Below are 25,586 nucleotides of genomic sequence, written 5' to 3' on the forward strand. Positions count from 1 at the left end.
TCACTGCACCAGCAGGGGCGCGGTGTCGATCAGCTTGTCGATCTGTCCCGTGCGCTGCAGGTAGCGCGCGGCATGCTGCAGGGCCTTGGGGTCCACTGCGAACTGCATGGAAGGAATGGCGTTGCGCAGCGCCACCTCCAGGATCCGGTCGCCGCCGGTCGTGTTGATGCGGAAACTGTCCTGCGCGACTTTGAGCAATGCATCGAAATGGGCCGGTTCGCGGGCATAGTCGGCCGCCTCGTTCATGGCGCGGCGCAAGCCCTCCACGGCCGGGGCGTTCTTGCGCAGGAAGTCGGCGCGCACCACCTGCAGCACGCCGGCGCCGTTGGTGTCCACCACATCGGCGGGACCCTGGCCCCTGCGCGGATCAACGACGATGCGACAGGCCTGGCTGACCTCGCAAAAGCCGTCCATGGGCGAGAACAGCATCAGGCCATCGACCTGCTTTTGCGCAATCGCCGGAAAGGCGGTGTTGGGCGAGCCCACGGCGACGATGGTCACATCGTCCGCCTTCATGCCCGCACCCTGCAGCAGGCTCACGAGCTGGAACTCGGCCGCGCTGCCACGCGCCGTCACGCCGATGCGCCGGCCCTTGAAGTCCTGCATCACGGCGGGATAGCCCTGGGCGGCACGCGGGGTGGGCAGGGCCGACGAGGCCATGAGGAAGAACGTCGGCGCGCTGGCGCCGCTGCCGATCACCTTGAGGTCGGCGCCCTTGTTGACCGCCTGAAGCAGCACCTCGGGCGGCGTAAACGCCACTTCGAGGTCACCGGCCAGCAAGGTCTGCAGCGCCAGCGGCGCCTGCGGGATGGGACGCAGTTCGCAGCGTATGCCGTGCTTCTCGCACAGTCCCCGCGCGTTGGCCACGCGCACCAGGAAATTGCCGATGCCGGGGTAGTCCTGGATACGCAGCGTGGGCGTCTGTGCCAGGGCTGCCTGGGTCGAGAGCAGGGCGAACACGAAGGCGGATACCAGGGCGAGCGTGGTGCGGATCATGGGGCGGGCTCCATACGTGTGGGTATGGGGCCGATTACAAGGACGGTGCTATGCGCCAATTGCCGCGAAAGGGACAATGATCGGGTGAACACCAAGCTCGGTTCCCCCAACACCTCTTTGGCGCAGGCGCGCAGCGAGCGCTATCGCGTGGACCTGCTGGCCGAATTGCCGGCCGCATCGGCACGCGGGCTGCGGGCCATAGGCTCCAGGCGCCGCTACCGCGATGGACAGTTCGTGCAAAAGCGCGGCGATGCGGCCGACCATGCGCTGGTGCTGCTGTCAGGGCGCTTTCGTGTCGTGGCCTTCACCGTGGGCGGCACCGAGCGCATGACGCGCTGGCTGGAGGCCGGGGAGATCACCGGCATCAGCTCGGTGCTGGGCAATGCGCCCGTGCCCGTGGACCTGGTGGCCGATGGCGATGTCGAGGTGCTGGTCCTGCCGCGCCAGCCGCTGCTGGACTTCCTGGAGCGCGATGCGCCCGCATGCCTGGCTGTGGCGCGCCTGCTGAGCCTGCGCGTGAACGGGCTGCTGGACACCATCTTCATCAGTTCGGAGGACACGCTGCATGCCCGGGTCTGGGCCACCTTGCAGGTCCTGGCGGCAGAGAACGGCCAGCCCCTGCCCGGCGGCCGCACCCTGCTGCGCATTTCGCAGGGCGATCTGTCGCATGTGGTGGGCGCCTCGCGCCAGCGCGTGAACGAGGAGCTGCGCAAGCTGCAGGCGGGCGGCAGCGTGCGTCTGGGCTATCGGTGGATCGAGGTGCTGGGCTGAGACAGCTGCAGGCTCAGGTCCCGCCCACGTAGGGGTTGCTCTTGCGCTCGCGGCCGAAGCTGCTTTCGGGGCCGTGGCCCGGGATGAACACGGTCTGGTCGCCCATGGGCCACAGGCGCTGGACGATGCTGTCGATCAGCTGCTGGTGGTTGCCCTGGGGAAAGTCGGTGCGGCCGATGCTGCCCGCGAACAGCACGTCTCCCACGAAGGCGCGGTCGATCTGCGGCGCATGGAACACCACGTGGCCGGGCGTATGGCCGGGGCAGTGGCGCACCTGCAGCGTTTCCTGGCCGATGCTCACCGTGTCGCCATCGTGCAGCCAGCGCGTGGGCGTGAAGGGGTCCGAATGCGGGAAGCCGAACATGGCGCCCTGCTGGGGCAGCGCATCGATCCAGAACTGGTCGCCGGGATGGGGGCCGATGATGGGCAGCTGCTGTGCATCGGCCAGCTCGCGCGTGCCGCCTGCGTGGTCTATGTGGGCGTGCGTGAGCCAGATGGCCTTGAGCGCCAGGCCCAGGCGCTCTATCTCCCAGCCGATCTGCTCCAGGTCGCCGCCCGGGTCGATGACGGCGGCTTCCATGGTCTGGTCGCACCAGACCAGCGAGCAGTTCTGCTGGAAGGCGGTGACGGGGATGGTGTGGTACTGGAGCATGGGCGGCGTGGGTGCTTCTGGCGAAAGCGCCCATTATTCCCGCTCCTTTCCCTGATGGCAGCGCAGGGCCGCCCCGCTTGCGCCGTCAGGTGGTCGGCTGGCCGCATTGCCCGCAGAACCGCGCGCCGGCCGGATGGCTGGCGTTGCAGTTCCTGCAGGCCTGCGGCAGCACCGCGCCGCCACACTGCGGGCAAAAGCGCGAGCTGGCGGCAATGGATGCACGGCAGCCGGGGCAGACCGCCGCCACGGCTGCGGCACGGTATGCGCCGCCGCCGTGGTGGCCGCCGCGCGAATGATTTCCGAACAGTCTTTGCAAGAGTCCCATGGTGTATTCCTTCGCACTGCGCGGATGCGCCGCTGCAGTCGTTCAAAGGCGCATTGGGACACGGCAGCGGTCCGCCGGGCCGTGGATGGCGATCATTTAATGTGGCTGTCATCTCGTGGCAATCCAGGTCCTGTGACGGACAGGAGACAGCCTCGCGGGCAGACCCCGTGGCTGCGGCAACGCCGCCGTGTTACAAGCTAGCCGTGCCGCCAAGCCAGCCTGCCCCCGATGCAGGCACGCAAGGATTTTTTCGAGGATGGGCCGGGCCGCCACCTGCGCAATGCAGGGCGGGTACCGGCATCACGCGAGGGAGAACCGGTATGTTGATTGGCGTGCCTGCCGAGACCATGGCAGGAGAAACCCGGGTGGCTGCGACCCCCGAGACCGTCAAGAAGCTGCGTGCGCAAGGCCATGTGCTGCGCGTGCAGGCGGGGGCGGGAGTGGCGGCCAGCGTGCCCGATGCCTTGTACGAGGCAGCGGGCGCGGAGATCGTCGATGTGGCAGGCGCCCTGGGCGCCGACCTGGTGCTCAAGGTCCGTATCCCTTCGGAGGACGAGTTGCCCGGCATCCGCAAGGGCGCAACGCTGGTCGGCATGCTGGACCCGTTCCAGCCCGCAGGCCTGCAGCGCCTGGCCGATGCGGGAGTGACGGCCTATGCGCTGGAGGCGGCTCCGCGCACCACGCGTGCGCAGAGCATGGACGTGCTGTCCAGCCAGGCCAATATCGCCGGCTACAAGGCCGTGATGATTGCGGCCAACCAGTACCAGCGCTTCTTTCCCATGCTGATGACGGCGGCGGGCACGGTGAAGGCCGCGCGCGTCGTGGTGCTGGGCGTGGGCGTGGCGGGCCTGCAGGCCATTGCCACGGCCAAGCGCCTGGGCGCCGTGATCGAGGCCAGCGATGTGCGGCCCAGCGTGCGTGAGCAGGTCGAATCCCTGGGTGGCAAGTTCATCGATGTGCCCTACGAGACCGCCGAGGAGAAGGAGGCTGCCGAAGGCGTGGGCGGCTACGCGCGCCCCATGCCGCAAAGCTGGCTGGACCGCCAGAAGGCCGAGGTGGCCAAGCGCGTGGCCCAGGCCGACGTGGTCATCACCACGGCGCTGATCCCGGGCCGGCCCGCTCCCGTGCTGGTCACGGCCGAGATGGTGCAGGCCATGAAGCCCGGCGCCGTCATCGTGGACCTGGCGGCAGAGCGCGGCGGCAACTGCCCGCTGACCCAGGCCGGCATGACCGTGGTCACGCATGGCGTGACCATCGTGGGACTGACCAACCTGCCCGCCATGGTGGCGGCCGATGCCTCGGCCCTGTATGCACGCAATGTGCTCGATTTTCTCAAGCTCATCATCAACAAGGATGGCGCCCTGCATGTGGACATGGAGGACGACATCGTGGCCGCGTGCCTGATGGCCCATGAAGGCCAGCTGCGGAGGAAATGACATGGAAGCCGTATCCCCCACCATCATCCATCTCATCATCTTCGTGCTGGCCATCTACGTGGGCTACCACGTGGTGTGGACCGTCACGCCCGCGCTGCACACGCCGCTGATGGCGGTGACCAATGCCATCTCGGCCATCGTCATCGTCGGCGCCATGCTGGCGGCGGCGCTCACGGAAACGGGCCTGGGCAAGACCATGGGCGTGCTGGCCGTGGCGCTGGCCGCGGTCAACGTGTTCGGCGGCTTCCTGGTCACGCGGCGCATGCTGGAGATGTTCCGCAAGAAAGAGCGCAAGAGCGCTCCGGCCAAGGACGGCAAGGACGCCAAGGCGGAGGGCCAGTCATGAGCATGAACCTCGTCACGTTGCTCTACCTGGTGGCCAGCGTCTGCTTCATCCAGGCGCTCAAGGGGCTGTCGCATCCCACCACCTCCATACGCGGCAACCTGTTCGGCATGGCCGGCATGGTGATCGCCGTGCTGACCACGGCGGCGCTCATCGTGCAGCTGGCGGGCGGCAACGCCCTGGGCCTGGGCTGGGTGCTGCTGGGCCTGCTGGTCGGCGGCACGGCCGGTGCCGTCATGGCCCAGCGCGTGGAGATGACCAAGATGCCCGAGCTGGTGGCCTTCATGCACAGCATGATCGGCCTGGCGGCGGTGTTCATCGCCGTGGCCGCCGTGGCCGAGCCCTGGGCCTTTGCCATCACGGCCAAGGGCGGCGCCATTCCGGGCGGCAACCGCGTGGAGCTGGCGCTGGGCGCCTTCATCGGCGCCGTGACCTTCACGGGCTCGGTGATCGCCTTCGGCAAGCTCAGCGGCAAGTACAAGTTCCGCCTGTTCCAGGGCGCGCCCGTGCAGTTCAAGGGCCAGCATGCGCTCAACGCCGTGCTGGGGCTGGCAGCAGCCTTCTTCGTCTTCGGCTTCTGGCACAGCCAAAGCTGGATGGACATCGTGCTGGTCATCGCCCTGGGCCTGCTGCTGGGCGTGCTGCTGATCATTCCGATCGGCGGCGCGGACATGCCGGTGGTCGTGTCCATGCTCAACAGCTACTCGGGCTGGGCGGCGGCGGGCATCGGCTTCTCGCTGAACAACAGCATGCTGATCATTGCGGGTTCGCTGGTGGGCAGCTCGGGCGCCATCCTGAGCTACATCATGTGCAAGGCCATGAACCGCTCGTTCTTCAGCGTGATCCTGGGCGGCTTCGGCGGCGAGGCCACCAGCGCGGCGGCAGGCTCCCAGCAGCAGCGCAACGTGAAAAGCGGCAGCGCCGACGATGCGGCCTTCGTCCTGGGCAATGCCGAGACCGTGGTCATCGTGCCCGGCTACGGCCTGGCCGTGGCGCGTGCCCAGCACGCGGTCAAGGAGCTGGCCGACAAGCTCACCGAGCGCGGCGTGACGGTGAAGTACGCCATCCACCCGGTGGCCGGCCGCATGCCGGGCCACATGAACGTGCTGCTGGCCGAGGCCGAGGTGCCCTACGACCAGGTCTTCGAGATGGAGGACATCAACAGCGAGTTCGGCCAGGCCGACGTGGCCATCATCCTGGGCGCCAATGACGTGGTGAACCCCGCCGCACACGTCAAGGGCAGCCCCATCTACGGCATGCCCATCCTGGAGGCCTACAAGGCCAAGACGGTGATCGTCAACAAGCGCTCCATGGCGGCCGGCTATGCGGGCCTGGACAACGAGCTGTTCTACATGGACAAGACCATGATGGTCTTCGGCGACGCCAAGAAGGTGGTGGAGGACATGGGCAAGGCGCTGGAGTGAGGCGTGCGCCCGGGCTGAAGTCCGAGGAGGGCAGGGCTTAAGCCCTGGCCTCCTTGAAAACGATCTTGGGTCAGCCCCCGGACCGGGTCAGCAATTCGTCCAGCGCATCGGCGATGGCTTGGCCTTCATGCTCCAGTGAGGCCACCACTTCACCCAATTGATCCAGGGCGACTGAAACCATGTCCAGGGCATGCAGGACGACCGGCACGCCTTCAATGACAAACACAGGATTCATCCTCGCACCCACGGTTGGAGTGCCGCGCGGCAGCAGAGCTCGTCTGCGAACGAACCCACCGCGATGTTGACCGCGTTCCAGTCGCTGGCGCAGGCGTCGGCAAGCCGTTTGCGCTCACGCTGTGCGCCCTCCTGCCTGGCAACGTATTCGGCCAGCAGGGATTCCATGGTGGCCGAGAGATTGTCGGTATAGGCCTTGGCCTGCGTCACCAGATCTGCATTGATCGTGAGATGGATTGGCCGCTTGGCGCTGGAGACAGCAATGGATTTCATCTCGGAACCCTCAGATAAAGATCATGCGCACAGTGTCTGTATGAGAGCGCGACGAGTCAAACCGCCGCGACCCAAGGCCCTGCTTGAACGTCTCACACCTTCATGTCATAGCCGATGGTGACCGGCGCATGGTCCGAGAACTTCACATCCTTGTAGATGTGCTCGGTGCGAGCCAGTGCGGCGGTGGCCGGGGTGGCCAGGTGGTAGTCCAGGCGCCATCCCACGTTGTTGGCATAGGCCTGGCCGCGGTTGCTCCACCATGTGTAGCAGGCGTCCGTGGTGTCCGGCTGGAGCAGGCGATAAACGTCCACAAGACCGCCCGTGGGATCAGTTTTGTGTAACAACTTTGTCATCCACTCGCGCTCTTCGGGCGTGAAACCGCTGTTTTTCTGGTTGCTGCGCCAGTTCTTGAGGTCGATCTGCTGGTGGGCGATGTTGATGTCGCCGCACAGGATGAACTCGCGCTCGCCCTTCATGCGCATCAGGTGATCGTGCATTTCGGCCAGGAAGCGGAACTTGGCCGTCTGGCGCAGTTCGCCCGAGCTGCCGCTGGGAAAGTAGGCGCTGATGATGGACAGCTTGCGCGCGGGCGTGTCGAAGCGCGCCTCCACATAGCGGCCCTCGGCGTCGAACTCGTGCGAGCCGAAGCCGACCACGACATCGCTGGGCTCGTGGCGGCTGTAGACGCCCACGCCCGAGTAGCCTTTCTTCTCGGCGTAGTGGAAGTGGCCGCGCAGGCCGGCCAGCAGCTCGAAGCGTCCGGTCATGTCGGCGGCCTGGGCCTTGATTTCCTGCACGCAAATACAATCCGGCGCAGTGGCCTCGATCCAGGCTTCGACGCCCTTGGTCGAGGCCGAGCGGATGCCGTTGAGGTTGAGGCTGGTCAATTTGAACAAGGATGAATCCATGGTGGTGAGTAATCTGCAGGCCGATGACACAGGCCGTCTGGCGCAGGAATTTGTGCAATTCGCCGTTGACGCAGGGGTGCTGCGTTTCGGCGAGTTCAAGACCAAGGCCGGGCGCATGAGCCCGTACTTCTTCAATGCCGGCCTGTTCGATGACGGCGGCAAGATGGGCCGTCTCGCCGAATTCTATGCAAAAGCCATCGCAGCCAGCGGCATCGAGTTCGACATGATCTTCGGTCCCGCCTACAAGGGCATCCCGCTGGCCGCCACCGTGGCCGTGGAGCTGGCCCGCATGGGCCTGAACAAGCCCTTTGCTTACAACCGCAAGGAAGCCAAGGACCACGGCGAGGGCGGCACCCTGGTGGGCGCGCCCCTCAAGGGCCGCGTGCTGATCGTGGACGACGTGATGAGCGCCGGCACGGCAGCGCGCGAGTCCATCGCCATCATCCGCGCCGCAGGCGCCACGCCGCATGCCGTGGCGATCGCGCTGGACCGCCAGGAAATGGCCACCGAGAATGGCCAGGACGTGCCCCACAGCGCCGTGCAGTACGTGCGCAACCAGCTGGGCATGCAGGTCTGCACTATTGCAAAACTGGCAGACTTATTGCTTTATCTTGAGATTCAAGGTGGCAGCGAAGGCAGCGGCCACCATGAGCGCGTGCTGGCCTACCGCCAGCGTTACGGAGTCAACGACAAGGAATAAGGGTTTGATGAACAAGGCGTTGCATGCACGGTTCCTGTGGTGCGCCCTGGCTGGTGCCGCGGCTGGCCCTGCCTGCGCCCTGGATGCCGGCGTGCCGGCCGGCATCTATGCATGCACCGACGCCAAGGGCCGGCGCCTGACGGCAGACCGCCCGATTGCCGAATGCGTGGACCGCGACCAGCGTGTGCTGGGCAGCTCCGGTGTGGAGCTGCGCCGCGTCGGCCCCACGCTGACCGACAACGAGCGCGCCGAGCTCGATGCCCAGCGCCGCCGCGAGCAGGCCGAACAGCGCCGTGTGCGCGAGGAGCGCTCGCGCGAGCGCGCGCTGATTGCGCGCTATCCCAACCAGGCCGCGCACGACGCCGAACGCGCCGAGGCCCTGTCGCAGACCGACCAGGTCGCCAACCTGGCGCGCCAGCGCATACAGGAGCTGCAGGCCCAGCGCGTCAAGATCGATGGCGAGATGGAGTTCTACCGCAAGGACCCGTCCAAGGCCCCCGCCTCCCTGCGCCGCCAGCTCGATGAAAACCGCAGCAGCCAGGAAGAGCAGCAGCGCTTCATCCAGCAGCAGGAGCAGGAAAAAAGCCGCATCAACCAGCGCTTCGATGCCGAGCTCGTGCCCCTGCGTGCGCTGTGGAGCGCGGCCGCCGCCGCTGCGGCTCCCACGGGCCGCTGAACGGCCCTTGCCCCCTGTCTTTCCCGTCTGGCGCGAACGGCCTGCCGCACGCCCGGTGCGCGTGAATCGGATTCGTCCTGCAAGCGCTGCCATTGCGGCGGTCTAGGCTGTCACTACATTCCCGGCCACGGATTTTCCCGGGCCCTCAGGGCCTGGCTGCTGGTGTGCGCTGCAGCCACAGGTGCCGGGCCGCCGCGAGAAGGGAGCATGCATGACGGCATGGCGATGGTTGACGGTGCTGTGGCTGTGGGCCGCCGGTGCCTGGCTGGCCTGGGGAGGCGCGCAGCTGCTGTGGACGGGGGGCAGCGGCTACTACGTGGTGGCAGGTGTGCTGCTGTTGGCCGTGGGCCTGGGCGTGGCGCGCCGGTCGGCCATGGCGCTGTGGCTGTTTGCGCTGTGGCTGCTGGGCACCGCGCTGTGGGCGGTGTGGGAGATAGGGCTGGACTGGTGGCCGCTGGCGGGGCGCCTGGGGGTGCCCTGGTTGATGGGCCTGCTGCTGGTGCTGCCCTGGTCGGTGCGTGCGCTGCGCCATGAGCCCGACATGGGCCAGAACCGGGGCCTGGCACCAGCCCATGCGGCGCTGGCGCTGGTGGTGCTGGGCACGGCCATTCTTGCGGGCCTGTCATTCGGGCGCCAGCGCGATGCCCATGAAACCCAGGGCCAGTTTGCGGGCGCGGCCGCCGCCGCGTCGGACCTGCCGGCCGACGGCCAGGTCACGGCCGTGCAGAACATGTCCATGGTGGCCTCCGATGCCGGTGGCCTGCGCAGCCCGCCGGTGTTGCAGGGCGATGCCACCGATGCCGTGCCCGATGGCGAGTGGCACGCCTATGGCCGCACCGGAGCGGGCCAGCGCTATTCGCCGCTGCGCCAGATCGGCCCGCACAACGTGCGGCTGCTGCAATTGGCCTGGGAGTTCCGCACGGGCGATGTGCGCGGCAAACCCGGCGATCCCGAAGAAACCACGTTCGAGGTCACGCCGCTGAAGATCGGCGAGCGCCTGTTCCTGTGCACGCCCCACCAGTCGGTGATTGCGCTCGATGCCACCACGGGCAAGCAGCTGTGGCGGCGCGACCTGCCCATGCCCAAGGGGCTGGCGCTGCAGCATCTGACCTGCCGGGGCCTGTCCTACCAGTCGGCGCAGGCGGCCGCGCAGTTCGACGCGGCGGCAGGGCAGACGCATTCGGCGGTGGCGCCGGCTGCAAGGAAGCCCGGCGCGCAGGCCATGCCTGCACCCACCGCCGCATCCACGGCTTCGGCTTCTGCAGCCCCTGGCGATGACGGCCGCTGCACCGCCAAGCTGTTCATGGCCACGGCCGACGGCAAGGTGGTCGCACTCAATCCCGCAGATGGCCAGACCTGCAGCAATGTGGCGGGCGGCCAGGGCCAGATCGACCTCTGGCAGGGCATGCCCGAGCGCAAGCCGGGCTCGTACTACTCGACCTCGCCGGTGGTGGTGGCGCGCGACCGCATCATCGTGGGCGGCACGGTGCTGGACAACCATTCCACGCGCGAGCCTTCGGGCGTGATCCGTGCGTTCGACATCCGCTCGGGCGCGCTGCTGTGGGCCTGGGACCCGGGGCGGCCAGGCAACAGCACGCCGTTGCCCCCCGGGCAGACCTATGTGCCCAGCTCGCCCAACAGCTGGTCCATCTCCAGCGTGGACGAGACGCTGGGCCTCGTCTTCGTGCCCATGGGCAATGCGCCGCCCGACCAATGGGGCGGACGGCGCAGCGCCGAGGCCGAGCAGTATTCGTCCTCGGTGGTGGCGCTGGACATTGCCACGGGCGCCGTGCGCTGGGTGTTCCAGACCGTGCACCACGATCTCTGGGACTACGACGTGCCCTCGCAACCCAGCCTGATCGACCTGGAGATCGGCGGCCACAGCGTGCCCGCCCTGGTGCAGCCCACCAAGCAGGGCGAGCTGTTCGTGCTGGACCGGCGCACTGGCCAACCGCTGCTGCCCGTCACCGAGGTGGCTGCGCCGCAGGGCGCGGCACGCGGCGACCGCACGGCGCCCACGCAGCCGCATTCGCAACTGAGCTTCAACCCCCCGGCCCTGACCGAGCGCGACATGTGGGGCGCCAGCCCCTTCGAGCAACTGTGGTGCCGGCTGGCCTTTCGCCGCCTGCGCTACGAGGGACGCTTCACGCCGCCCTCGGAGCAGGGCTCGCTGATCTATCCGGGCAACTTCGGCGTTTTCAACTGGGGCGGCGTGGCCGTGGACCCGCGCCGGCAGGTGGTGTTTGCCACGCCCACGCGGCTGGCCTTCGTCTCCACCCTGGTGCCGCGCGCGGACGATACCTCGCTGCTGGTGCAGGACGGCGGCCCGCCCAAGGACGGCCTGCCCGCGCTCAACGAAAACTTCGGCGCACCGTTTGCGGTGCGGCTCAAGCCCTTTGTCTCGACGCTGGGTATTCCCTGCCAGGCGCCGCCCTGGGGCTTTGTGGCGGGTGCCGACCTGCGCACGGGCCAGATCGTCTGGCAGCGCCGCAACGGCACGCCGCGTGACCTGAGCCCGCTGCCGCTGGGCTTTCGCATGGGCGTGCCCGGCATTGGCGGCCCGGTGATGACCGCTGGCGGCGTGGCCTTCTACTCGGGGGCATTGGACAACTATGTGCGCGCCTACGACGTGGACAGCGGCCGCCAGCTCTGGCAGGACCGCCTGCCTGCTGGCGGCCAGGCCACGCCCATGACCTACCTGGGCACGGACCAGCGCCAGTACCTGGTGGTGGTGGCGGGTGGACATGGTTCGACGGGAACCAAGGCCGGGGACAGCGTGCGCGCCTATGTGCTGCCCAAGGAGGTGGCGGCGCCCTGAGCGCTCGCACCGTGGGGTCAGCGCCGGCTCATGCCGATCCGGCCCGGCCCAGCATGCGCAGCACGCGCGTGACCAGCAGCGCGGCCACCCAGGCCAGTCCGCCGATCAGCAGCGGCAGGCGCAGCAGCGCGCCTTGCTGGGCGAACAGCATCAGCGCGTCTGCCTTCCACAGCGCGGCATAGCCCGTGTACAGGCCGTAGGCCAGCCAGGCCAGGGCGCCCAGGGCGAACAGGGCCGCCATGCGCCGGGCGCTGCGGCCATCGCGCGAATCTGCGGGCAGGGCGCGCGTGCCGTGCCAGACCCAGCCGATGGAGGCGAGCACCAGCAAGGCACTGGCTGCCACGGACAGCTGCAGCCAGGTATGGGGAGAGAGTGAGGGCATCAAAAGGAAACTGCGCGCCGGCACCGTGCCGGCCGCAGCGAGTGTAGCGGCGCCGTGCTTTGCGCCGCCTGCGCGCTCAGGCCGGCTGCCAGACGGTGGCGCCGTGGCCCTGGCCGCCGCTTCCGGGCACGGCATGGATGCCCAGCACGGCTGCGTGGCGCTGCAGCAGGGCGTCGAATTGCTCGGTGCTTTCCGCCGTGGCCGGGGCGTCGTCGTATTCGCTGGCCACCTGGTCCGTGGTGAAGGAGCTTGCGCCGAACTTCTGGACGATGTTGCGCAGCTTGTCGAGATTGGGGCTGGTGGATGGGGTCATGGCAACTCCTTGGGGTCATGGACGCCTGCTGCGCCGCAGGCCTGTGGGCCAGTGTAGCCCCGGGGCCTGGGCAGGCCATCCGGGGCATCCCCGCAAAGCGGCGTAGGACTTGGAACCCGCCGTCAGCCGCCCGTGGCCACGGGGCCGGCGCTCAGCACTTCGGCCAGCGGCTTGCGGGGCGAGGGCACCTCGCGCTCGCGCAGATCGTCGGGCAGGGTGGCCGCATCGCCACGCCAGCCCACGGCGATCACCACCTCGGGCTCCAGGTGCTCGGGCAGGCGCAGCACCTCGCGTGCGGCGTCGGCAGAGAAGCCGCCCATGGCGTGCGTGGCCAGGCCCATGGCATGGGCTTCCAGCGCCAGGTAGCCCCAGGCGCAGCCCGCGTCGAAGCTGTGCTTGCCGGGCGAGGCCTGGCGGTCGGACATCAGCACGATCAGCGCGCCCGCCTCCAGGCACCAGCGGCGGTTGAACTCGTTGGGAATGGTGCTGAAGGCCTGCCAGTTCGCATCGCCGCGCAGCGCATAGGCAAAGTGCCAGGGCTGCTTGTTGCTGGCCGAAGGCGCCCAGCGCGCGGCGTCGGCCAGTTGCTCGATCTGGGCCTGGCTCAGTGCCTCGGGCCTGAAGGCGCGCGGCGACATGCGGCCCAGGAATTGCGGATGGATGGGGGTGGTGGTGTTGCGTGTCATGCGGATGGGCGGCAAGCAGAAAGGAAAGCGGCAACGATAGCGCAAGGCCTCAGGGCTGGCGCGGTGCCTGGCCATGCTGCTGGCTGATCACGCGCAGGTGGCGCTCCATGCGGATGAAGACCAGCACCATCACCACCAGCACGAGGAATGACATCAGCATGCTCCAGAAGGCCGTCTCCACGGCGCCGAAGCGCTCCTTCCAGGAGCTGCTGCCGTGGCTGTCCTCGCCGCGCAGCGCGCGCGCCGCATTGTCCAGGGACAGCGTGTAGTTCAGCAGCACCGTGGACAGGATCTGCTGGGCCGTCTGCGCCTGCAGCCGCGGCTCCAGGGCGGCATTGCCGAAGACCTGCTCCAGCGCGGCGGGCAGGCCCTGCACATAGGCCGCATAGGCGCCCTTGCCGTGTTCCAGCTCGGCGGCCTGGGCGCGCTCGTGGATGGCGGCGGCGGTATCCACGGGCTCGACCATCCAGCCGTCTTCCTCGTCGGTGGAGGCTGCTGCGGCAGCCGCTGCGTCGGCAGCCGCATCCACGGCCCCGGCATCGCCTTCGCGCTGCCCGCGCTCCTGGATGCGGCGCTGCACATCGGCCTCGGACGGCAGGGCGTCGCCTTGCAGCAGCGGGTGCAGCGTTGCCAGGCCCCGGGCCTGGTGGTCCCGCTCGGTGCGCTCGCGCCGCGCGGGATCCTTGTTCACGAAGGCGCGCACCAGGGCGTCGGCCTTCTGGAAGGCGGGGCGCAGCGCCGGATCGGCCAGGCGCTTTTCCATGGCGGGTTCGCCGCCGCCCGCGCCCAGGTCGCGGCTGGTTTCGTCCACGACGAACTGCAGGTCGGGCCTGGCGTCCTTCCAGTTCAATTCCTGGGCCACGGCCTGGGGCGCCTCGGCCTTGCCGGGCCTGAAGCTCTCCCAGGTCCACAGTGCCATGCCCACCAGCACGAGCAGGGAGAACACCAGCAGCACCACGCGCACCACCTGCACCAGCAGGTCCTCGATCCTGCGCAGCATGTTTGTAATCATCGGAATCCTCGGTTGGTTCGTAAAACAAGGGCGTGTCCGGCCCGCCTGCAGGCCTGTTCTGTTGCTATTGATTTGAAAGCGCCGGACACAGACGCGCGAATTCTAGGAAGGCTGCCGCGCACGGGCGCACCGGTTCTCAATGTTTTACATTTCGCGCCAATCTCGAAGTGTGCATGTGCTCCCGTGGCATGCGCCGTCCTGCAATGAGCGCCTGCCGAATGGCGGGGCGTTCATGGCCGCAAGGCGCATGGTTCTCCCGCTTGCGGGCGCGCGGGCTTTGGGCCTACCGGCTGTAGCGGCTTCCCGAATCCGCTGTAATGCTCGCTCTGATTTCTGACTGACTAGAGAGGGCTCGCCCATGACCAAAACGTCGCTGGATAAATCGAAGATCAAGTTCCTGCTGCTCGAAGGCATCCATCCTTCCGCACTCGAAGTGCTGCGCAATGCGGGCTACACCAATGTGGAGACCGTGACGGGCGCGCTGGAAGGCGAGGAGCTCAAGCGCAAGATCGCCGACGTGCACTTCGTCGGCATCCGTTCGCGCACGCAGCTGACGGCCGACGTGTTCGCTGCCGCGCAAAAGCTCGTGGCCGTGGGCTGCTTTTGCATCGGCACCAATCAGGTGGACCTGGACGCGGCGCGCGAGCGTGGCGTGGTGGTCTTCAACGCGCCTTACTCCAACACGCGCTCGGTGGCCGAGCTGGTGCTGGCCGAAGCCATCCTGCTGCTGCGCGGCGTGCCCGCCAAGAACGCCTCCGCCCACCGCGGCGGCTGGCTCAAGAGCGCCGAGAATTCCTACGAAATCCGCGGCAAGACGCTGGGCATCGTGGGCTACGGCTCCATCGGCACCCAGCTGTCGGTGATGGCCGAGTCGGTGGGCATGCAGGTGCTCTTCCATGACGTGTCCACCAAGCTGCCGCTGGGCAATGCGCGCCAGGCCGCATCGCTGGCCGATCTGCTGGCCGGCAGCGACATCGTCACCCTGCACGTGCCCGAGCTGCCTTCCACCCAGTGGATGATCGGCGCCAAGGAAATCGCGGCCATGAAGCCCGGCGCCATCCTGATCAATGCCTCGCGCGGCACCGTGGTGGAAATCGAGCCGCTGGCCGAGGCCCTGAAGGCCGGCAAGCTGCTGGGCGCCGCCATCGACGTGTTCCCCACCGAGCCGCGCAGCAACAAGGATGAATTCGTCTCGCCCCTGCGCGGCCTGGACAACGTCATCCTGACCCCGCACGTGGGCGGCTCCACCATGGAAGCCCAGGCCAACATCGGCCTGGAAGTGGCCGAGAAGCTGGTCAAGTACAGCGACAACGGCACCACCACCTCGGCCGTGAACTTCCCCGAAGTGGCCCTGCCCGCCCACCCCGGCCAGAACCGCATCCTGCACGTGCACCACAACCAGCCTGGCGTGCTGTCGGCCATCAACCAGGTGTTTGCCGAGAACGGCATCAACATCGCCGGCCAGTACCTGCGCACCGACGAGAAGGTGGGCTATGTGGTGATCGACCTGGCGGCCCAGTCCTCGGGTCTGGCAGTGGAAAAGCTGACCCAGGTTCCGGGCACCATCCGCTGCCGCGTGCTGTTCTGATGGCCAAGTTTCAGGATGCTGCGCTTGGGCGCACTTCCTGAAACGGGCGAATTGCCGGGTCGCCCTATCTGCCCGGCTGCAGCAGCAGCCGCATCAGATCCGTGCGCGTGATCAGGCCGGTCAGCCGGCCTTCGCGCATCACGGGAATGCAGGGCACGCTGTGCCGGGCCAGGGCGTCCAGCAACTGGCCCACGGGCGTGTCTTCGTCCACGCTGAGTTCAGGCGCATGAACCAGCTGGGGCAGCTCCGACAGGCGGGGCGCGGCCCGGGTCTTGCCGGGCAGGCGCTGGCCCAGCCAGTTCAACAAAGAAGGTTTTGCCGCAGATTCGGCCGGGCGCACGGGGCTCATCCACAGCCACTCGTACAGCTCGGCACGGGAGACCGTGCCGGCCAGGCCGCCATCGGCGTCCAGCACCGGCAGGCTCTTGGCCGGGTGCGCGCGAAAGCGTGCGGCCACGGCGTGCACGTCGTCGTCCAAGGAGCAGCTCACGGGATCGCGCGTCATCAGCTGGGCGCAGCGCACGCCGCCCAGGCGATGCTCGATGGCGGTTTCCTCGGCGGCGGCCAGCAGCTCGGCCAGGTCATCGGCTTCCAGGTTGTTTTCCTGGCCGAAGCGCAGCAGCAGCGCCTCCAGATCGGCATGGGACAGGCCCAGGCGCGAGGCATGGCGGTGGGCCGCATCGGCGGGCGCGGCCTTGGGCGCCGTGTCGGCATGGTGGGGGTAGCGCCGGCCCGTGGCGCGGTGGAGCGCCGTGGCCGCCAGGACCAGCCCCAGTGTCAGCGCGCCCACGGGCAGGAAGGGCAGCATCCAGCCGGCGGCCAGCGAGGCCTTGGCGTTGAGCACCGTCAGCAGAGCCATGGCGCCACCTGGCGGGTGCAGCGAGCGCGTCAGCAGCATGCAGCCTATGGCGCCACCCACGGCCAGCGCAGGGGCCAGCTGGGGCGGGCACCACTGCAGCACGAACAGGGCCCAGAGCGCCGACACCGTATTGCCGACCACGCAGGACCAGGGCTGGGCCAGCGGGCTGGTGGGCACGGCGAACAGCAGCACGGCCGTGGCACCCAGCGGCGCGAACAGGCGCAGGGGAAGATCCCAGGTGCCCGCATGCGCCAGCCAGACCAGGGCCGTGGCCAGCCCCATGCCCACGATGGAGCCCATGGCCACGCGCCACATGTCCGCAGGCGCGGGGCGTGGCACCACCGGCCCCCATGCTTTTCTGTTCCAGCCCATGGCCTTGTTGTCTTTTTGTCTTTGCCTGCGCGGCCCCGGGGCAGGGCTGCAAAAGCGCGTCATTTTAGGAAGGGGCGCCGCTCTTGCTGGCAGCATGGGCTTTGCACTGCCTTGGTGCAAACCTGGAAGATTCAGTCCACCACGGACTGGTACACGCCCTCGCGCATCACCCAGCGGTAGGGAATGCGCTGGGCCATGGACTGCATCATGAGGATGGCGAACAAATCCTCCTTCGGATCCACCCAGAAGAAGGTGCCGTAGATGCCGCTCCACGAAAAATCGCCCACGCTGCCCGGCAGCGGGTTGAGGCCGGGCGCCGTGCGCACCGCAAAGCCCAGGCCGAAGCCCTGGCCCACCTCGGGCGAGGGCAGCTGGGCGCCGAAATACGCCATGTCCGGCCCCATGCGCACGCTGGCGGGCAGGTGGTTGGTGGTCATCAGCTCCACGGTCTTGCGAGAGACCAGGCGCACGCCGTCCAGCGTGCCGCCGTTGCACCAGAACAGGCACAGCCGCGCATAGTCGGCCATGGTCGAGACCATGCCGCCGCCGCCCGACTCGAACATCATGGCGCGCGTGACCGGGGGGATGGGTGGCATCTGTTTCTGCGGCCCTTCGGGCTGGGGCCGGGCGGCCCGTGCGATCTCGCTGTCGGGCGCATGAAAGCCCGTGTCGGCCATGCCCAGCGGCCCGGTGATGTGCTCGCGCACGAAGGCGGCCAGCGTCTGGCCGCTGACCACCTCGACCACGCGGCCCAGCACGTCGGTGGACATGCCGTATTCCCAGGTCTCGCCGGGCTGGGCCACCAGCGGCAGCTGCGCTAGCTTGGTGATGAACTGCGCATTGGTGAACTTGCCGCTGAACAGGCCCGCATCCAGGTACATCTTCTTGACGGGGTGCTCGGTGCCGGCGAATCCGTAGGGAATGCCGGAGGTGTGGCGCAGCAGGTCCTGCAGCGTGATGGGCCGCGCCAGCGGCGCGCGCTCCAGGCCCACGCGCAGCGCGGCCAGCTCGGGCAGGTACTGCTCCACAGGCTCGATGATGGACAGCCGCCCCTGCTCGGCCAGCATCATGATGGCCAGCGAGGTGATGGGCTTGCTCATGGAGGCGATGCGGAAGATGGCATCGGGCCGCATGGCCGTGCCGGCCTCGGGGTCCAGCAGGCCGAAGCTCTCCAGGTAGGCCAGCTTGCCGCGCCGTGCCACCAGGGCCACGGCGCCCGGGATCTCGCCGGTGTCCACGCCGCGCTGCAGCCGGGCCGACAGGCGCGCCAGGCGTGCGCTGCCCAGGCCCACGGTTTCAGGGGAGTCGGCCCAGGGCAGGCCGGGGATGTGCAGGCGGTCGGTGCTGGCGGTCATGGAGTCTCCTGTGGTGTGCGCCGATTGTTCCGGCAGATGGCCTGGTGCGCTGTTGGCTGCGGGACAGCGGCGTGCGGGTGCAGCGGGCATGCCGCCGCTAAACTGGCCCGCAGGAGACAACGACACCATGAAGCAGATCATTCTGGCCGCCGCAGCCTGCGCGGCCGCCGCCTTGGCCATGCCGGCCAGCGCCGCCTATCCCGACAAGCCCATCCGCCTGGTCGTGCCCTTCCCGCCCGGGCAGGCCACGGACATCTTTGCGCGCGCGCTGGCCGAAAAGCTCGCCCAGAAGCTGGGCCAGCCGCTGGTGGTGGAGAACAAGGCCGGGGCCGGCAGCAACATCGGCAGCGAGCAGGTGGTGCGCAGCCCGGCCGACGGCTACACGCTGCTCGTGGCCGGCAGTGCCATGGCCGTGAACCAGACGCTGTACAAGAAGGTGAATTTCGACCCGCGCACCGACCTGGTGGGCATCACGCTGATCGCCAAGGTGCCGCTGGTGTTCCTGGCGCACCCGGGTGCTGGCATCCAATCCATGAAAGATTTGGTGGACAAGGCGCGTGCCGAGCCGGGTCGCTGGAACTACGCCAGCGCCGGCATCGGCGGCACCCAGCACCTGAGCGCCGAGATGGTCAAGGCGCGCGCCAAGATACAGATAGAGCACATCCCCTACAAGGGCAGCGGCCCCGCGCAGGCGGACTTCGTGGGCGGCCAGGTGCCGCTGATGGTGGATTCGGTGACGGCCGCCCTGCCCAATATCCAGGCGGGCAAAGCGGTGCCGCTGGGTGTGACCTCCAGCGCCCGCTCCAGCCAGCTGCCCGAGGTGCCGGCCATTGCCGAATCGGGCCTGCCCGAGTTCCGGGGCTTCGAGGCCGTGGGCTGGCTGGGCCTGATGGCGCCCAGGGGCACGCCGCAGGAAGTGATAGACCGGCTCAACCGCGAGGCCGTGGCCATCCTGCGCAGCCCCGAGATGCGCAAGTTCATCAGTGACCGTGGCTCGGAAGCCGCGCCCACCACGCCCCGCGAGATGGATGCCTTCGTGGCCTCGGAGATCACGCAGTGGGGCCAGGCCGTGCGCCAGTCGGGCGCCTCGGTGGATTGAGGCAGGCGCCCCCCGGAGCGCGTGGGGCGCCCGCTGCGGCCGGTCAGGCCAGCTTGGCCTTGAGCAGCTCGTTGACCTGCGCCGGGTTGGCCTTGCCCTTGGAGGCCTTCATGACCTGGCCGACCAGGGCGTTGAAGGCCTTGTCCTTGCCTGCGCGGTACTGCTCCACGTTGGCCGGGTTGGCGGCGATCACCTCGTCGATGATCTTCTCCATGGCGCCCGTGTCGTTCATCTGCTTGAGGCCCTTGGCCTCGATGATGGCATCGACATCGCTGCCTTCACCGCTCCACAGCGCCTCGAAGACCTGCTTGGCGGCGTTGTTGGAGATGGTGCCGTCGCCGATGCGCTGGATCAGCGCGGCCAGCTGGGCGCTGGAGACCTTGGCGGCCTCCATGCCGATTTCCTCGGTGTTCAGGCGGCGCGAGATCTCGCCCATGATCCAGTTGCTGGCCAGCTTGGGCGCATTGCAGGCCCGGGCCGTGTCCTCGAAGTAGGCGGCCATGGCCTGGCTTTGCGTCAGCGTGGTGGCGTCGTACTCGGGCAGGGCGTACTGCTCGACAAAGCGCGCGGCCATGGCGCGCGGCAGCTCGGGCATGTCGGCCCTGACCTGTTCCACCCACTCGGGCGCGACCACCAGCGGCGGCAGGTCCGGGTCGGGGAAGTAGCGGTAGTCGGCCGCGTCTTCCTTGGTGCGCATGGAGCGCGTCTCGCCCGTGTCGGGGTCGAACAGCACGGTGGCCTGCTGGATGCGGCGGCCGTCCTCGATTTCCTCGATCTGCCAGCGGATCTCGTAGTCGATGGCCAGCTGCATGTTCTTGAAGCTGTTGAGGTTCTTGATCTCGCGGCGCGTGCCCAGCGGCTGGCCGGGCTTGCGCACGGAGACGTTGGCGTCGCAGCGGAAGCTCCCTTCCTGCATGTTGCCGTCGCAGATACCGATCCAGGTCACGATCTGGTGCAGCGTCTTGGCGTAGGCCACGGCTTCTTCCGTGCTGCGGATGTCGGGCTCGGTCACGATCTCCAGCAGCGGCGTGCCGGCGCGGTTCAGATCGATGCCCGACTGGCCGATGAAGTCCTCGTGCAGCGACTTGCCGGCGTCTTCCTCCAGGTGGGCGCGCACCAGGCGGATGGTCTTCTTCTCGTCGCCGAGGAAGAAGGACACTTCGCCGCCCTGGACCACGGGAATCTCGAACTGCGAGATCTGGTAGCCCTTGGGCAGGTCGGGGTAGAAGTAGTTCTTGCGCGCGAAGATGCTGCGCGGCGCAATGTGCGAGCCCAGCGCCAGGCCGAGCCGGATGGCGCACTCGACGGCCTTTTTGTTCATCACCGGCAGCGTGCCGGGCAGCGCCATGTCCACGGCGCAGGCCTGGGTGTTGGGCTCGGCGCCGAAGGCGGTGCTGGCGCGGCTGAAGATCTTGGACTGGGTGGCCAGCTGGGCGTGGGTCTCGAAGCCGATGACGACTTCATAGCCCTGGATGAGTTTCGCGGTCATGGGGTCTCAGATGCCCTTCGGAGCTTGAAGGTGAAAGTCGGTGGCCTGCTGGAAGCGGTGCGCGGCGTTGAGCAACTGGCCTTCCTTGAAGTAGTTGCCGATCAGCTGCAGGCCCACGGGCATGCCGGCCTCGCCAAAGCCTGCGGGCACGCTCATGCCGGGCAGGCCGGCCAGCGATGCGGGCAGCGTGAAGATGTCGGCCAGGTAGTTGGCCAGCGGGTCGCTCTTTCCGCCCAGCTGCCAGGCCACGGTGGGCGCGGCGGGGCCGGCGATCACGTCGCACTGCTGGAAGGCGGCCTGGAAGTCGTCGGCGATCATGCGGCGGATCTTCTGCGCCTGCAGGTAGTAGGCGTCGTAGTAGCCCTCGGACAGCACATAGGCGCCGATCATGATGCGGCGCTTGACCTCGTCGCCGAAGCCTTCGGCACGGGTCTTCTTGTACATGTCCACCAGGTCCGTGTAGTCCTTGGCGCGGTGGCCGAACTTCACGCCATCGAAGCGCGAGAGGTTGGACGATGCCTCGGCCGGGGCCAGGATGTAGTACACGGGAATCGACAGCTCGGTGCGCGGCAGCGAGATCGGCACCAGGCGGGCGCCCAGCTTCTCGTATTCCTTGAGCGCGCCATCCACGGCGGCGCGCACGTCGGCCGACAGGCCTTCGCCGAAGAACTCGGCGGGGATGCCGATGCGCAGGCCTTCGATGCCGTCGTTCAGGCGGGCCGTGAAGTCCTCGGCCGGCACGTCCAGGCTGGTGGAGTCGCGGTCCAGGTCGGGGCCGCACATCTCGGACAGCAGCAGGGCGCAGTCCTCGGCGCTCTTGCCCATGGGACCGGCCTGGTCCAGGCTGGAGGCGAAGGCGATCATGCCGTAGCGGCTGGCGCGGCCATAGGTGGGCTTGATGCCGGTGATGCCGCAAAACGATGCGGGCTGGCGGATGGAGCCGCCCGTGTCGGTGCCGGTGACGGCGGGCGCCAGGCCGGCGGCCACGGCCACGGCCGAGCCGCCCGAGGAGCCGCCGGGCACGCGGTCCGTGTTCCAGGGGTTGCGCACGGGCGCGGGGGCGTCGAAGCCCACGGGCGCGATGGCCGAGTTCTCGTTGGCCGAGCCCATGGCGAATTCATCGCAGTTGAGCTTGCCCAGCGTCACGGCGCCGGCCTCGGCCAGGCGCGTCACCACGGTGGCGTCGAAGGGCGAGCGGTAGCCGGCCAGCATCTTGCTGGAGGCCGTGGTCGGGAAGTCGCGCGTGACGAAGATGTCCTTGTGCGCAATGGGCACGCCAGCCAGGCGGCCGCCCTTGCCCTGGGCAATCAGGGCGTCGGCAGCGCGGGCCTGGGCCAGGGTGGCCTCTTCGTCGATGCTGACGAAGGCGCCCAGGTTCTGGTGCGCCTGGGCGCGGGCCAGGAAATGCTGGGCGGCTTCGACGGCGCCGAGCTTGCGCTCGCGCAGCAGGGCCGACAGGGCCGACACGCCGAGCGTGTGCAGATCAGTGGTTTGCTGGGTCATGTATGGGGTGCGGAAAACGGGGACGGATGCCGGTGACGAGGGCGCGCGGCGCTTACTCGATCACCTTGGGGACCAGGAACAGGCCGCGCTCGACGGCCGGTGCGCTGCGCTGATTGGCGTCGCGCTGGTCGGGCTCGCTGGCAATGTCCTCGCGAAGACGCAGGGCAATGTCCTGGATGGCGGCGACCGGATGTGACAGCGGGCTGACGCCTGAAGTATCCACAGCCTGCATCTTCTCCACGATGCCGAAAAAATCATTGAGCTGGCCTAGCATGCGCTCACTCTCGGTGGAGGAGAGCTCAAGTCGTGCCAGGTTCGCGATGCGTGCGATGTCTTGTGCGTTCAGTGCCATAGGATTTTTGAAGGGGGCAACGGGATGTAAACCCGTATTTCAAGCCCCGGCAGTAGAAGTTATTCACAGGGGATACGGTATTATCTCGGCTTTGCCGCAATACCCTCTCCGAGCCGGTCATTGTGCGAAAAGCCAACCCCATCCAGACTCCCTAACTTTCATCCCGGCGATGGCAGGCCGACGAGCATGCCGTGCCTGAGAGGACTCTCGTAATGTTCGGAGCTTTCCGTCGGTATTTCTCCACCGACCTTGCCATTGATCTTGGCACAGCCAACACCCTGATTTTCGCCCGCGACAAGGGCATTGTTCTGGACGAACCCTCCGTTGTCGCCATCCGCCACGAAGGCGGGCCGCACGGCAAGAAGGTGATCCAGGCGGTGGGCCGCGAGGCCAAGGCCATGCTGGGCAAGGTGCCCGGCAACATCGAGGCCATCCGCCCGATGAAGGACGGCGTGATTGCCGACTTCGTCATCACGGAGCAGATGATCAAGCAGTTCATCAAGATGGTGCATCCGCGCTCGGTGCTCACGCCCAGCCCGCGCATCATCATCTGCGTGCCCTGCGGCTCCACCCAGGTCGAGCGCCGCGCCATCAAGGACGCGGCCGAGGCGGCAGGCGCCACCTCCGTCTACCTGATCGAGGAACCCATGGCCGCCGGCATCGGTGCCGGCCTGCCGGTGTCCGAGGCTTCGGGCTCCATGGTGGTGGACATCGGTGGCGGCACCACCGAAGTCGGCGTGATCTCGCTGGGCGGCATGGTCTACAAGGGTTCCGTGCGCGTGGGCGGCGACAAGTTCGACGAAGCCATCATCAGCTACATCCGCCGCAACTACGGCATGCTGATCGGCGAGCCCACGGCCGAGTCCATCAAGAAGAACATCGGCTCGGCCTTCCCCGGCTCCGAAGTCAAGGAGATGGAAGTCAAGGGCCGCAACCTCTCCGAAGGCGTGCCGCGCAGCTTCACCATCTCGTCCAACGAGGTGCTGGAAGCCCTGACCGATCCGCTCAACCAGATCGTCAGCGCCGTCAAGAACGCGCTGGAGCAGACACCGCCCGAGCTGGGCGCCGACATTGCCGAGCGCGGCATGATGCTCACCGGCGGCGGCGCGCTGCTGCGTGACCTGGACCGCCTGCTGGCCGAAGAAACCGGCCTGCCCGTGCTGGTGGCCGAAGAGCCGCTGACCTGCGTGGTGCGCGGCTGCGGCATGGCGCTGGAGACCATGGACCGCCAGGGCAGCATCTTCACCAGCGACTGATGCGGCGCAGGCCGGGGCCCGTTGTCGCGGGCCCGGGGCCGCAGCCGTCTGACTGCAACGATTTTTCTCCCCCTTCCGTGGTGACCTGCATGCTTGCCCTGCCTTCCTTCGCACCGGGACCGGCCCGTGCTTTCCAGGCTGCAGCAAGTGCGGCAGGGCAGGCCCTGCCACGCGGGAGGGCCGCATGAACCCCAATACCCTGGACCACTCGGCGCCCTCGCTGTTCAAGCGGCGGCCCTCGCGGGTCTCGCAACTGGCCCTGTACAGCGCCCTGGCGCTGTTTCTGATGGTGGCCGACGCGCGTTTCAGGATCACCGATCCCGTGCGCGTGGCCGTGGCCACCGTGCTGTACCCCGTGCAATGGGTGATGCTCAAGCCGGTGCAGGCCGTGCACGACGCCAGCCGCTACCTGGGCTCGCTGGACGATGCCCAGGCCCGCGAACAGGCCGCGCGCAAGGAACTGGTGGCCATGGCCCAGCGTGCATCGCTGGCCGACGAGCTGATCCAGGAAAACGACCACCTGCGCGAGCTGCTGCAGCTGCGCGATCGCCTCACCACGCCCGGCACCGCTGCCGAGGTGGTCTACGACAGCCCCGACCTCTATACGCGCCGCGTGGTCATCGACCGCGGCCAGGTGGATGGCATCGACCAGGGCTCGCCCGTGCTCGATGAAAAGGGCGTGGTCGGCCAGGTCACGCGCGTGTATCCGCTGCGTGCCGAGGTCACCCTGCTCATTGACCGCGACCAGGCCATTCCCGTCTTCAACCCGCGCACCGGCGCGCGCAGCGTGGCCTATGGCGATCCGTCGCCGCTGCGCACCGGCGGCATCGAGCTGCGCTTCATGCCCAGCAATGCCGATGTCCAGGAAGGCGACCTGCTGACCACCAGCGGCGTCGATGGCCTGTACCCGCCGGGCCTGCCCGTGGCCAAGGTGGTCTCGGTGGAGCGCCGCGCCGACTCGGCCTTCTCGCGCATCTACTGCGAGCCCGTGGGCCGCGTGCAGGGCGTGCGCCACGTCGTGGTGCTCAAGCCGCTGGACCGCGCCACCCACCCCGAGGCCGAAGGCGCCGCAGAACCCCTGCGCGCCGGCAAGGGCAAGGAAAAAGACAAGGGCAAGGAAAAAGACAAGGCCAAGGACGGCAAGGGCAAGGAAGCCTCCAAGGACGGCGGCAAGGCCGGCAAGACAGATGCACCCGCTGCTCCCGCCGCACCCGCCTCCGCCAGGAAGGAGCCCGCATGATCATGCCGCGCGGCCAGCAGCTGCTGCTGCCGGTCAACCCCCTGTTCATCGTCGTCAGCCTGCTGGCGGCGCTGGCACTCAACATGCTGCCGCTGGGCCGCCAGGCCTGGCAGCCCGACCTGCTGATGGTGCTGCTGGCCTTCTGGGCGCTGAACCAGCCCCAGCGCGTGGGCATGGGCGTGGCCTTTTTGCTGGGCCTGTGCATGGATGTGGACCGCTCCTCCCTGCTGGGCCAGCATGCGCTGGCCTATGCGCTGCTGGTGTTCGCTGCCGGCGCCATGGGCCGGCGCCTGTCCTGGTTCTCCACGCCCGTGCAGGCGCTGCACCTGCTGCCCCTGTTCGCCGTCGTGCACGGCCTGCAGGTGCTGCTGCGCATGGTGGCCGGCGGCATCGTGCCCGGCCCGCTGGTGGTGGTGGCTCCCTTGATCGAGGCCCTGCTGTGGCCCCTGGTCAGCGGCCTGCTGCTGGCGCCGCAGCGCCGCCCGCCGGACAGTGACGAGAACCGTCCCCTGTGAGGCTTGACG

The 25,586-nt window shown here is 68.2% G+C and carries 27 protein-coding genes; 12 read left to right on the forward strand and 15 right to left on the reverse strand.

Annotation, left to right across the window (positions count from 1 at the left end; genetic code table 11):
* The gene (locus DELCS14_RS01680) at positions 1 to 996 is read right to left on the reverse strand and encodes an ABC transporter substrate-binding protein (protein WP_013800206.1); all 996 of its coding nucleotides are present in this window, start codon (positions 994 to 996) and stop codon (positions 1 to 3) included.
* An 84-nt stretch (positions 997 to 1,080) separates the two neighbouring features.
* Here DELCS14_RS01680 and DELCS14_RS01685 point away from each other — a divergent pair, with 84 nt between their 5' ends.
* Complete coding sequence (locus DELCS14_RS01685; RefSeq protein WP_013800207.1) at positions 1,081 to 1,767, forward strand: Crp/Fnr family transcriptional regulator; 687 nt, start codon at positions 1,081 to 1,083, stop codon at positions 1,765 to 1,767.
* 13 nt (positions 1,768 to 1,780) lie between these two features.
* Here DELCS14_RS01685 and DELCS14_RS01690 read toward each other — a convergent pair whose 3' ends face one another.
* Positions 1,781 to 2,419 carry an MBL fold metallo-hydrolase gene (locus tag DELCS14_RS01690; protein WP_012202273.1) on the reverse strand — a complete coding sequence of 213 codons (639 nt, stop codon included), beginning with the start codon at positions 2,417 to 2,419 and terminating at the stop codon, positions 1,781 to 1,783.
* 85 nt (positions 2,420 to 2,504) lie between these two features.
* Positions 2,505 to 2,744, reverse strand: a complete 240-nt coding sequence (locus tag DELCS14_RS01695; protein WP_013800208.1) for a zinc ribbon domain-containing protein — start codon at positions 2,742 to 2,744, stop codon at positions 2,505 to 2,507.
* Between the two features lie 320 nt (positions 2,745 to 3,064).
* On the opposite strand from DELCS14_RS01695, the gene DELCS14_RS01700 reads away from it, so the two are divergent.
* The 3 genes from DELCS14_RS01700 to DELCS14_RS01710 are packed head-to-tail and all read left to right on the forward strand — an operon-like array spanning position 3,065 to position 5,947.
* Entirely contained in the window at positions 3,065 to 4,180 is a 1,116-nt protein-coding gene (locus DELCS14_RS01700; RefSeq protein ID WP_012202275.1) for a Re/Si-specific NAD(P)(+) transhydrogenase subunit alpha, read from the forward strand.
* Position 4,181: 1 nt separating this feature from the next.
* Positions 4,182 to 4,526: an NAD(P) transhydrogenase subunit alpha gene (locus tag DELCS14_RS01705; RefSeq protein WP_012202276.1), complete on the forward strand. Its 345-nt coding sequence runs from the start codon at positions 4,182 to 4,184 to the stop codon at positions 4,524 to 4,526.
* Positions 4,523 to 5,947 carry an NAD(P)(+) transhydrogenase (Re/Si-specific) subunit beta gene (locus DELCS14_RS01710; RefSeq protein WP_012202277.1) on the forward strand — a complete coding sequence of 475 codons (1,425 nt, stop codon included), beginning with the start codon at positions 4,523 to 4,525 and terminating at the stop codon, positions 5,945 to 5,947. The genes DELCS14_RS01705 and DELCS14_RS01710 overlap by 4 nt, the downstream gene beginning before the upstream one ends.
* 70 nt (positions 5,948 to 6,017) lie before the next feature.
* On the opposite strand, the gene DELCS14_RS29625 is transcribed toward DELCS14_RS01710, so the two are convergent.
* From DELCS14_RS29625 to DELCS14_RS01720, 3 genes are all read right to left on the reverse strand, one after another.
* Entirely contained in the window at positions 6,018 to 6,182 is a 165-nt protein-coding gene (locus DELCS14_RS29625) for a CcdB family protein (RefSeq protein ID WP_016448564.1), read from the reverse strand.
* Positions 6,179 to 6,454, reverse strand: a complete 276-nt coding sequence (locus DELCS14_RS01715) for a type II toxin-antitoxin system CcdA family antitoxin (RefSeq protein WP_013800209.1) — start codon at positions 6,452 to 6,454, stop codon at positions 6,179 to 6,181. The genes DELCS14_RS29625 and DELCS14_RS01715 overlap by 4 nt, the downstream gene beginning before the upstream one ends.
* A 92-nt stretch (positions 6,455 to 6,546) precedes the next feature.
* Positions 6,547 to 7,350: an exodeoxyribonuclease III gene (locus DELCS14_RS01720; protein WP_013800210.1), complete on the reverse strand. Its 804-nt coding sequence runs from the start codon at positions 7,348 to 7,350 to the stop codon at positions 6,547 to 6,549.
* Between the two features lie 10 nt (positions 7,351 to 7,360).
* On the opposite strand from DELCS14_RS01720, the gene pyrE reads away from it, so the two are divergent.
* The 3 genes from pyrE to DELCS14_RS01735 all read left to right on the forward strand — a co-directional run bounded on the left by pyrE (position 7,361) and on the right by DELCS14_RS01735 (position 11,556).
* Positions 7,361 to 8,062, forward strand: a complete 702-nt coding sequence (gene pyrE, locus DELCS14_RS01725) for an orotate phosphoribosyltransferase (RefSeq protein WP_013800211.1) — start codon at positions 7,361 to 7,363, stop codon at positions 8,060 to 8,062.
* A gap of 7 nt (positions 8,063 to 8,069) precedes the next feature.
* Positions 8,070 to 8,738 carry a hypothetical protein gene (locus tag DELCS14_RS01730; RefSeq protein ID WP_013800212.1) on the forward strand — a complete coding sequence of 223 codons (669 nt, stop codon included), beginning with the start codon at positions 8,070 to 8,072 and terminating at the stop codon, positions 8,736 to 8,738.
* 211 nt (positions 8,739 to 8,949) lie between these two features.
* Positions 8,950 to 11,556 (forward strand): membrane-bound PQQ-dependent dehydrogenase, glucose/quinate/shikimate family, encoded by a 2,607-nt coding sequence (locus DELCS14_RS01735; protein ID WP_013800213.1) that lies wholly within the window; start codon positions 8,950 to 8,952, stop codon positions 11,554 to 11,556.
* Positions 11,557 to 11,584: 28 nt separating this feature from the next.
* Here the strand turns inward: DELCS14_RS01735 and DELCS14_RS01740 are convergent, their stop codons facing one another.
* The 4 genes from DELCS14_RS01740 to DELCS14_RS01755 form a co-directional block, all read right to left on the reverse strand.
* A complete protein-coding gene (locus tag DELCS14_RS01740) occupies positions 11,585 to 11,938 on the reverse strand; it encodes a hypothetical protein (RefSeq protein ID WP_013800214.1) in 354 nt (117 codons plus the stop codon).
* Positions 11,939 to 12,014: 76 nt separating this feature from the next.
* Positions 12,015 to 12,251, reverse strand: a complete 237-nt coding sequence (locus tag DELCS14_RS01745; protein WP_013800215.1) for a hypothetical protein — start codon at positions 12,249 to 12,251, stop codon at positions 12,015 to 12,017.
* Positions 12,252 to 12,373: 122 nt separating this feature from the next.
* Complete coding sequence (locus DELCS14_RS01750; protein ID WP_013800216.1) at positions 12,374 to 12,937, reverse strand: nitroreductase family protein; 564 nt, start codon at positions 12,935 to 12,937, stop codon at positions 12,374 to 12,376.
* Positions 12,938 to 12,986: 49 nt separating this feature from the next.
* Positions 12,987 to 13,949, reverse strand: coding sequence for a hypothetical protein (locus DELCS14_RS01755; RefSeq protein ID WP_013800217.1), 963 nt, complete (start codon positions 13,947 to 13,949; stop codon positions 12,987 to 12,989).
* 358 nt (positions 13,950 to 14,307) lie between these two features.
* Here DELCS14_RS01755 and serA point away from each other — a divergent pair, with 358 nt between their 5' ends.
* Entirely contained in the window at positions 14,308 to 15,537 is a 1,230-nt protein-coding gene (serA, locus tag DELCS14_RS01760) for a phosphoglycerate dehydrogenase (RefSeq protein WP_012202286.1), read from the forward strand.
* Positions 15,538 to 15,601: 64 nt separating this feature from the next.
* Here serA and DELCS14_RS01765 read toward each other — a convergent pair whose 3' ends face one another.
* Together DELCS14_RS01765 and DELCS14_RS01770 are read right to left on the reverse strand one after the other, a co-directional pair.
* Positions 15,602 to 16,738, reverse strand: a complete 1,137-nt coding sequence (locus DELCS14_RS01765; protein WP_228676839.1) for an HPP family protein — start codon at positions 16,736 to 16,738, stop codon at positions 15,602 to 15,604.
* A gap of 161 nt (positions 16,739 to 16,899) precedes the next feature.
* Positions 16,900 to 18,123, reverse strand: coding sequence for a serine hydrolase domain-containing protein (locus DELCS14_RS01770; protein ID WP_013800219.1), 1,224 nt, complete (start codon positions 18,121 to 18,123; stop codon positions 16,900 to 16,902).
* 127 nt (positions 18,124 to 18,250) lie between these two features.
* Here DELCS14_RS01770 and DELCS14_RS01775 point away from each other — a divergent pair, with 127 nt between their 5' ends.
* Positions 18,251 to 19,222, forward strand: coding sequence for a tripartite tricarboxylate transporter substrate binding protein (locus DELCS14_RS01775; RefSeq protein ID WP_013800220.1), 972 nt, complete (start codon positions 18,251 to 18,253; stop codon positions 19,220 to 19,222).
* Between the two features lie 43 nt (positions 19,223 to 19,265).
* Here the strand turns inward: DELCS14_RS01775 and gatB are convergent, their stop codons facing one another.
* Genes gatB through gatC form a run of 3 tightly spaced genes read right to left on the reverse strand, consistent with a single transcriptional unit; the run spans position 19,266 to position 22,566 of the window.
* On the reverse strand, positions 19,266 to 20,711 hold the full coding sequence (gatB, locus tag DELCS14_RS01780; protein WP_012202290.1) for an Asp-tRNA(Asn)/Glu-tRNA(Gln) amidotransferase subunit GatB: 1,446 nt from the start codon (positions 20,709 to 20,711) through the stop codon (positions 19,266 to 19,268).
* A gap of 6 nt (positions 20,712 to 20,717) precedes the next feature.
* Positions 20,718 to 22,214: an Asp-tRNA(Asn)/Glu-tRNA(Gln) amidotransferase subunit GatA gene (gene gatA / locus DELCS14_RS01785; RefSeq protein WP_013800221.1), complete on the reverse strand. Its 1,497-nt coding sequence runs from the start codon at positions 22,212 to 22,214 to the stop codon at positions 20,718 to 20,720.
* Between the two features lie 52 nt (positions 22,215 to 22,266).
* On the reverse strand, positions 22,267 to 22,566 hold the full coding sequence (gatC, locus tag DELCS14_RS01790; RefSeq protein ID WP_012202292.1) for an Asp-tRNA(Asn)/Glu-tRNA(Gln) amidotransferase subunit GatC: 300 nt from the start codon (positions 22,564 to 22,566) through the stop codon (positions 22,267 to 22,269).
* 212 nt (positions 22,567 to 22,778) lie between these two features.
* Between gatC and DELCS14_RS01795 the strand changes: the two genes are divergently transcribed.
* From DELCS14_RS01795 to mreD, 3 genes are all read left to right on the forward strand, one after another.
* Entirely contained in the window at positions 22,779 to 23,822 is a 1,044-nt protein-coding gene (locus DELCS14_RS01795; RefSeq protein ID WP_012202293.1) for a rod shape-determining protein, read from the forward strand.
* 184 nt (positions 23,823 to 24,006) lie between these two features.
* Positions 24,007 to 25,062 carry a rod shape-determining protein MreC gene (gene mreC, locus DELCS14_RS01800; protein ID WP_013800222.1) on the forward strand — a complete coding sequence of 352 codons (1,056 nt, stop codon included), beginning with the start codon at positions 24,007 to 24,009 and terminating at the stop codon, positions 25,060 to 25,062.
* Complete coding sequence (mreD, locus tag DELCS14_RS01805) at positions 25,059 to 25,577, forward strand: rod shape-determining protein MreD (RefSeq protein ID WP_013800223.1); 519 nt, start codon at positions 25,059 to 25,061, stop codon at positions 25,575 to 25,577. The genes mreC and mreD overlap by 4 nt, the downstream gene beginning before the upstream one ends.
* The last annotated feature ends 9 nt before the right edge of the window (positions 25,578 to 25,586 follow it).

Origin of the sequence: Delftia sp. Cs1-4 (assembly GCF_000214395.1) — a bacterium.
Lineage (GTDB): Bacteria > Pseudomonadota > Gammaproteobacteria > Burkholderiales > Burkholderiaceae_C > Comamonas > Comamonas acidovorans.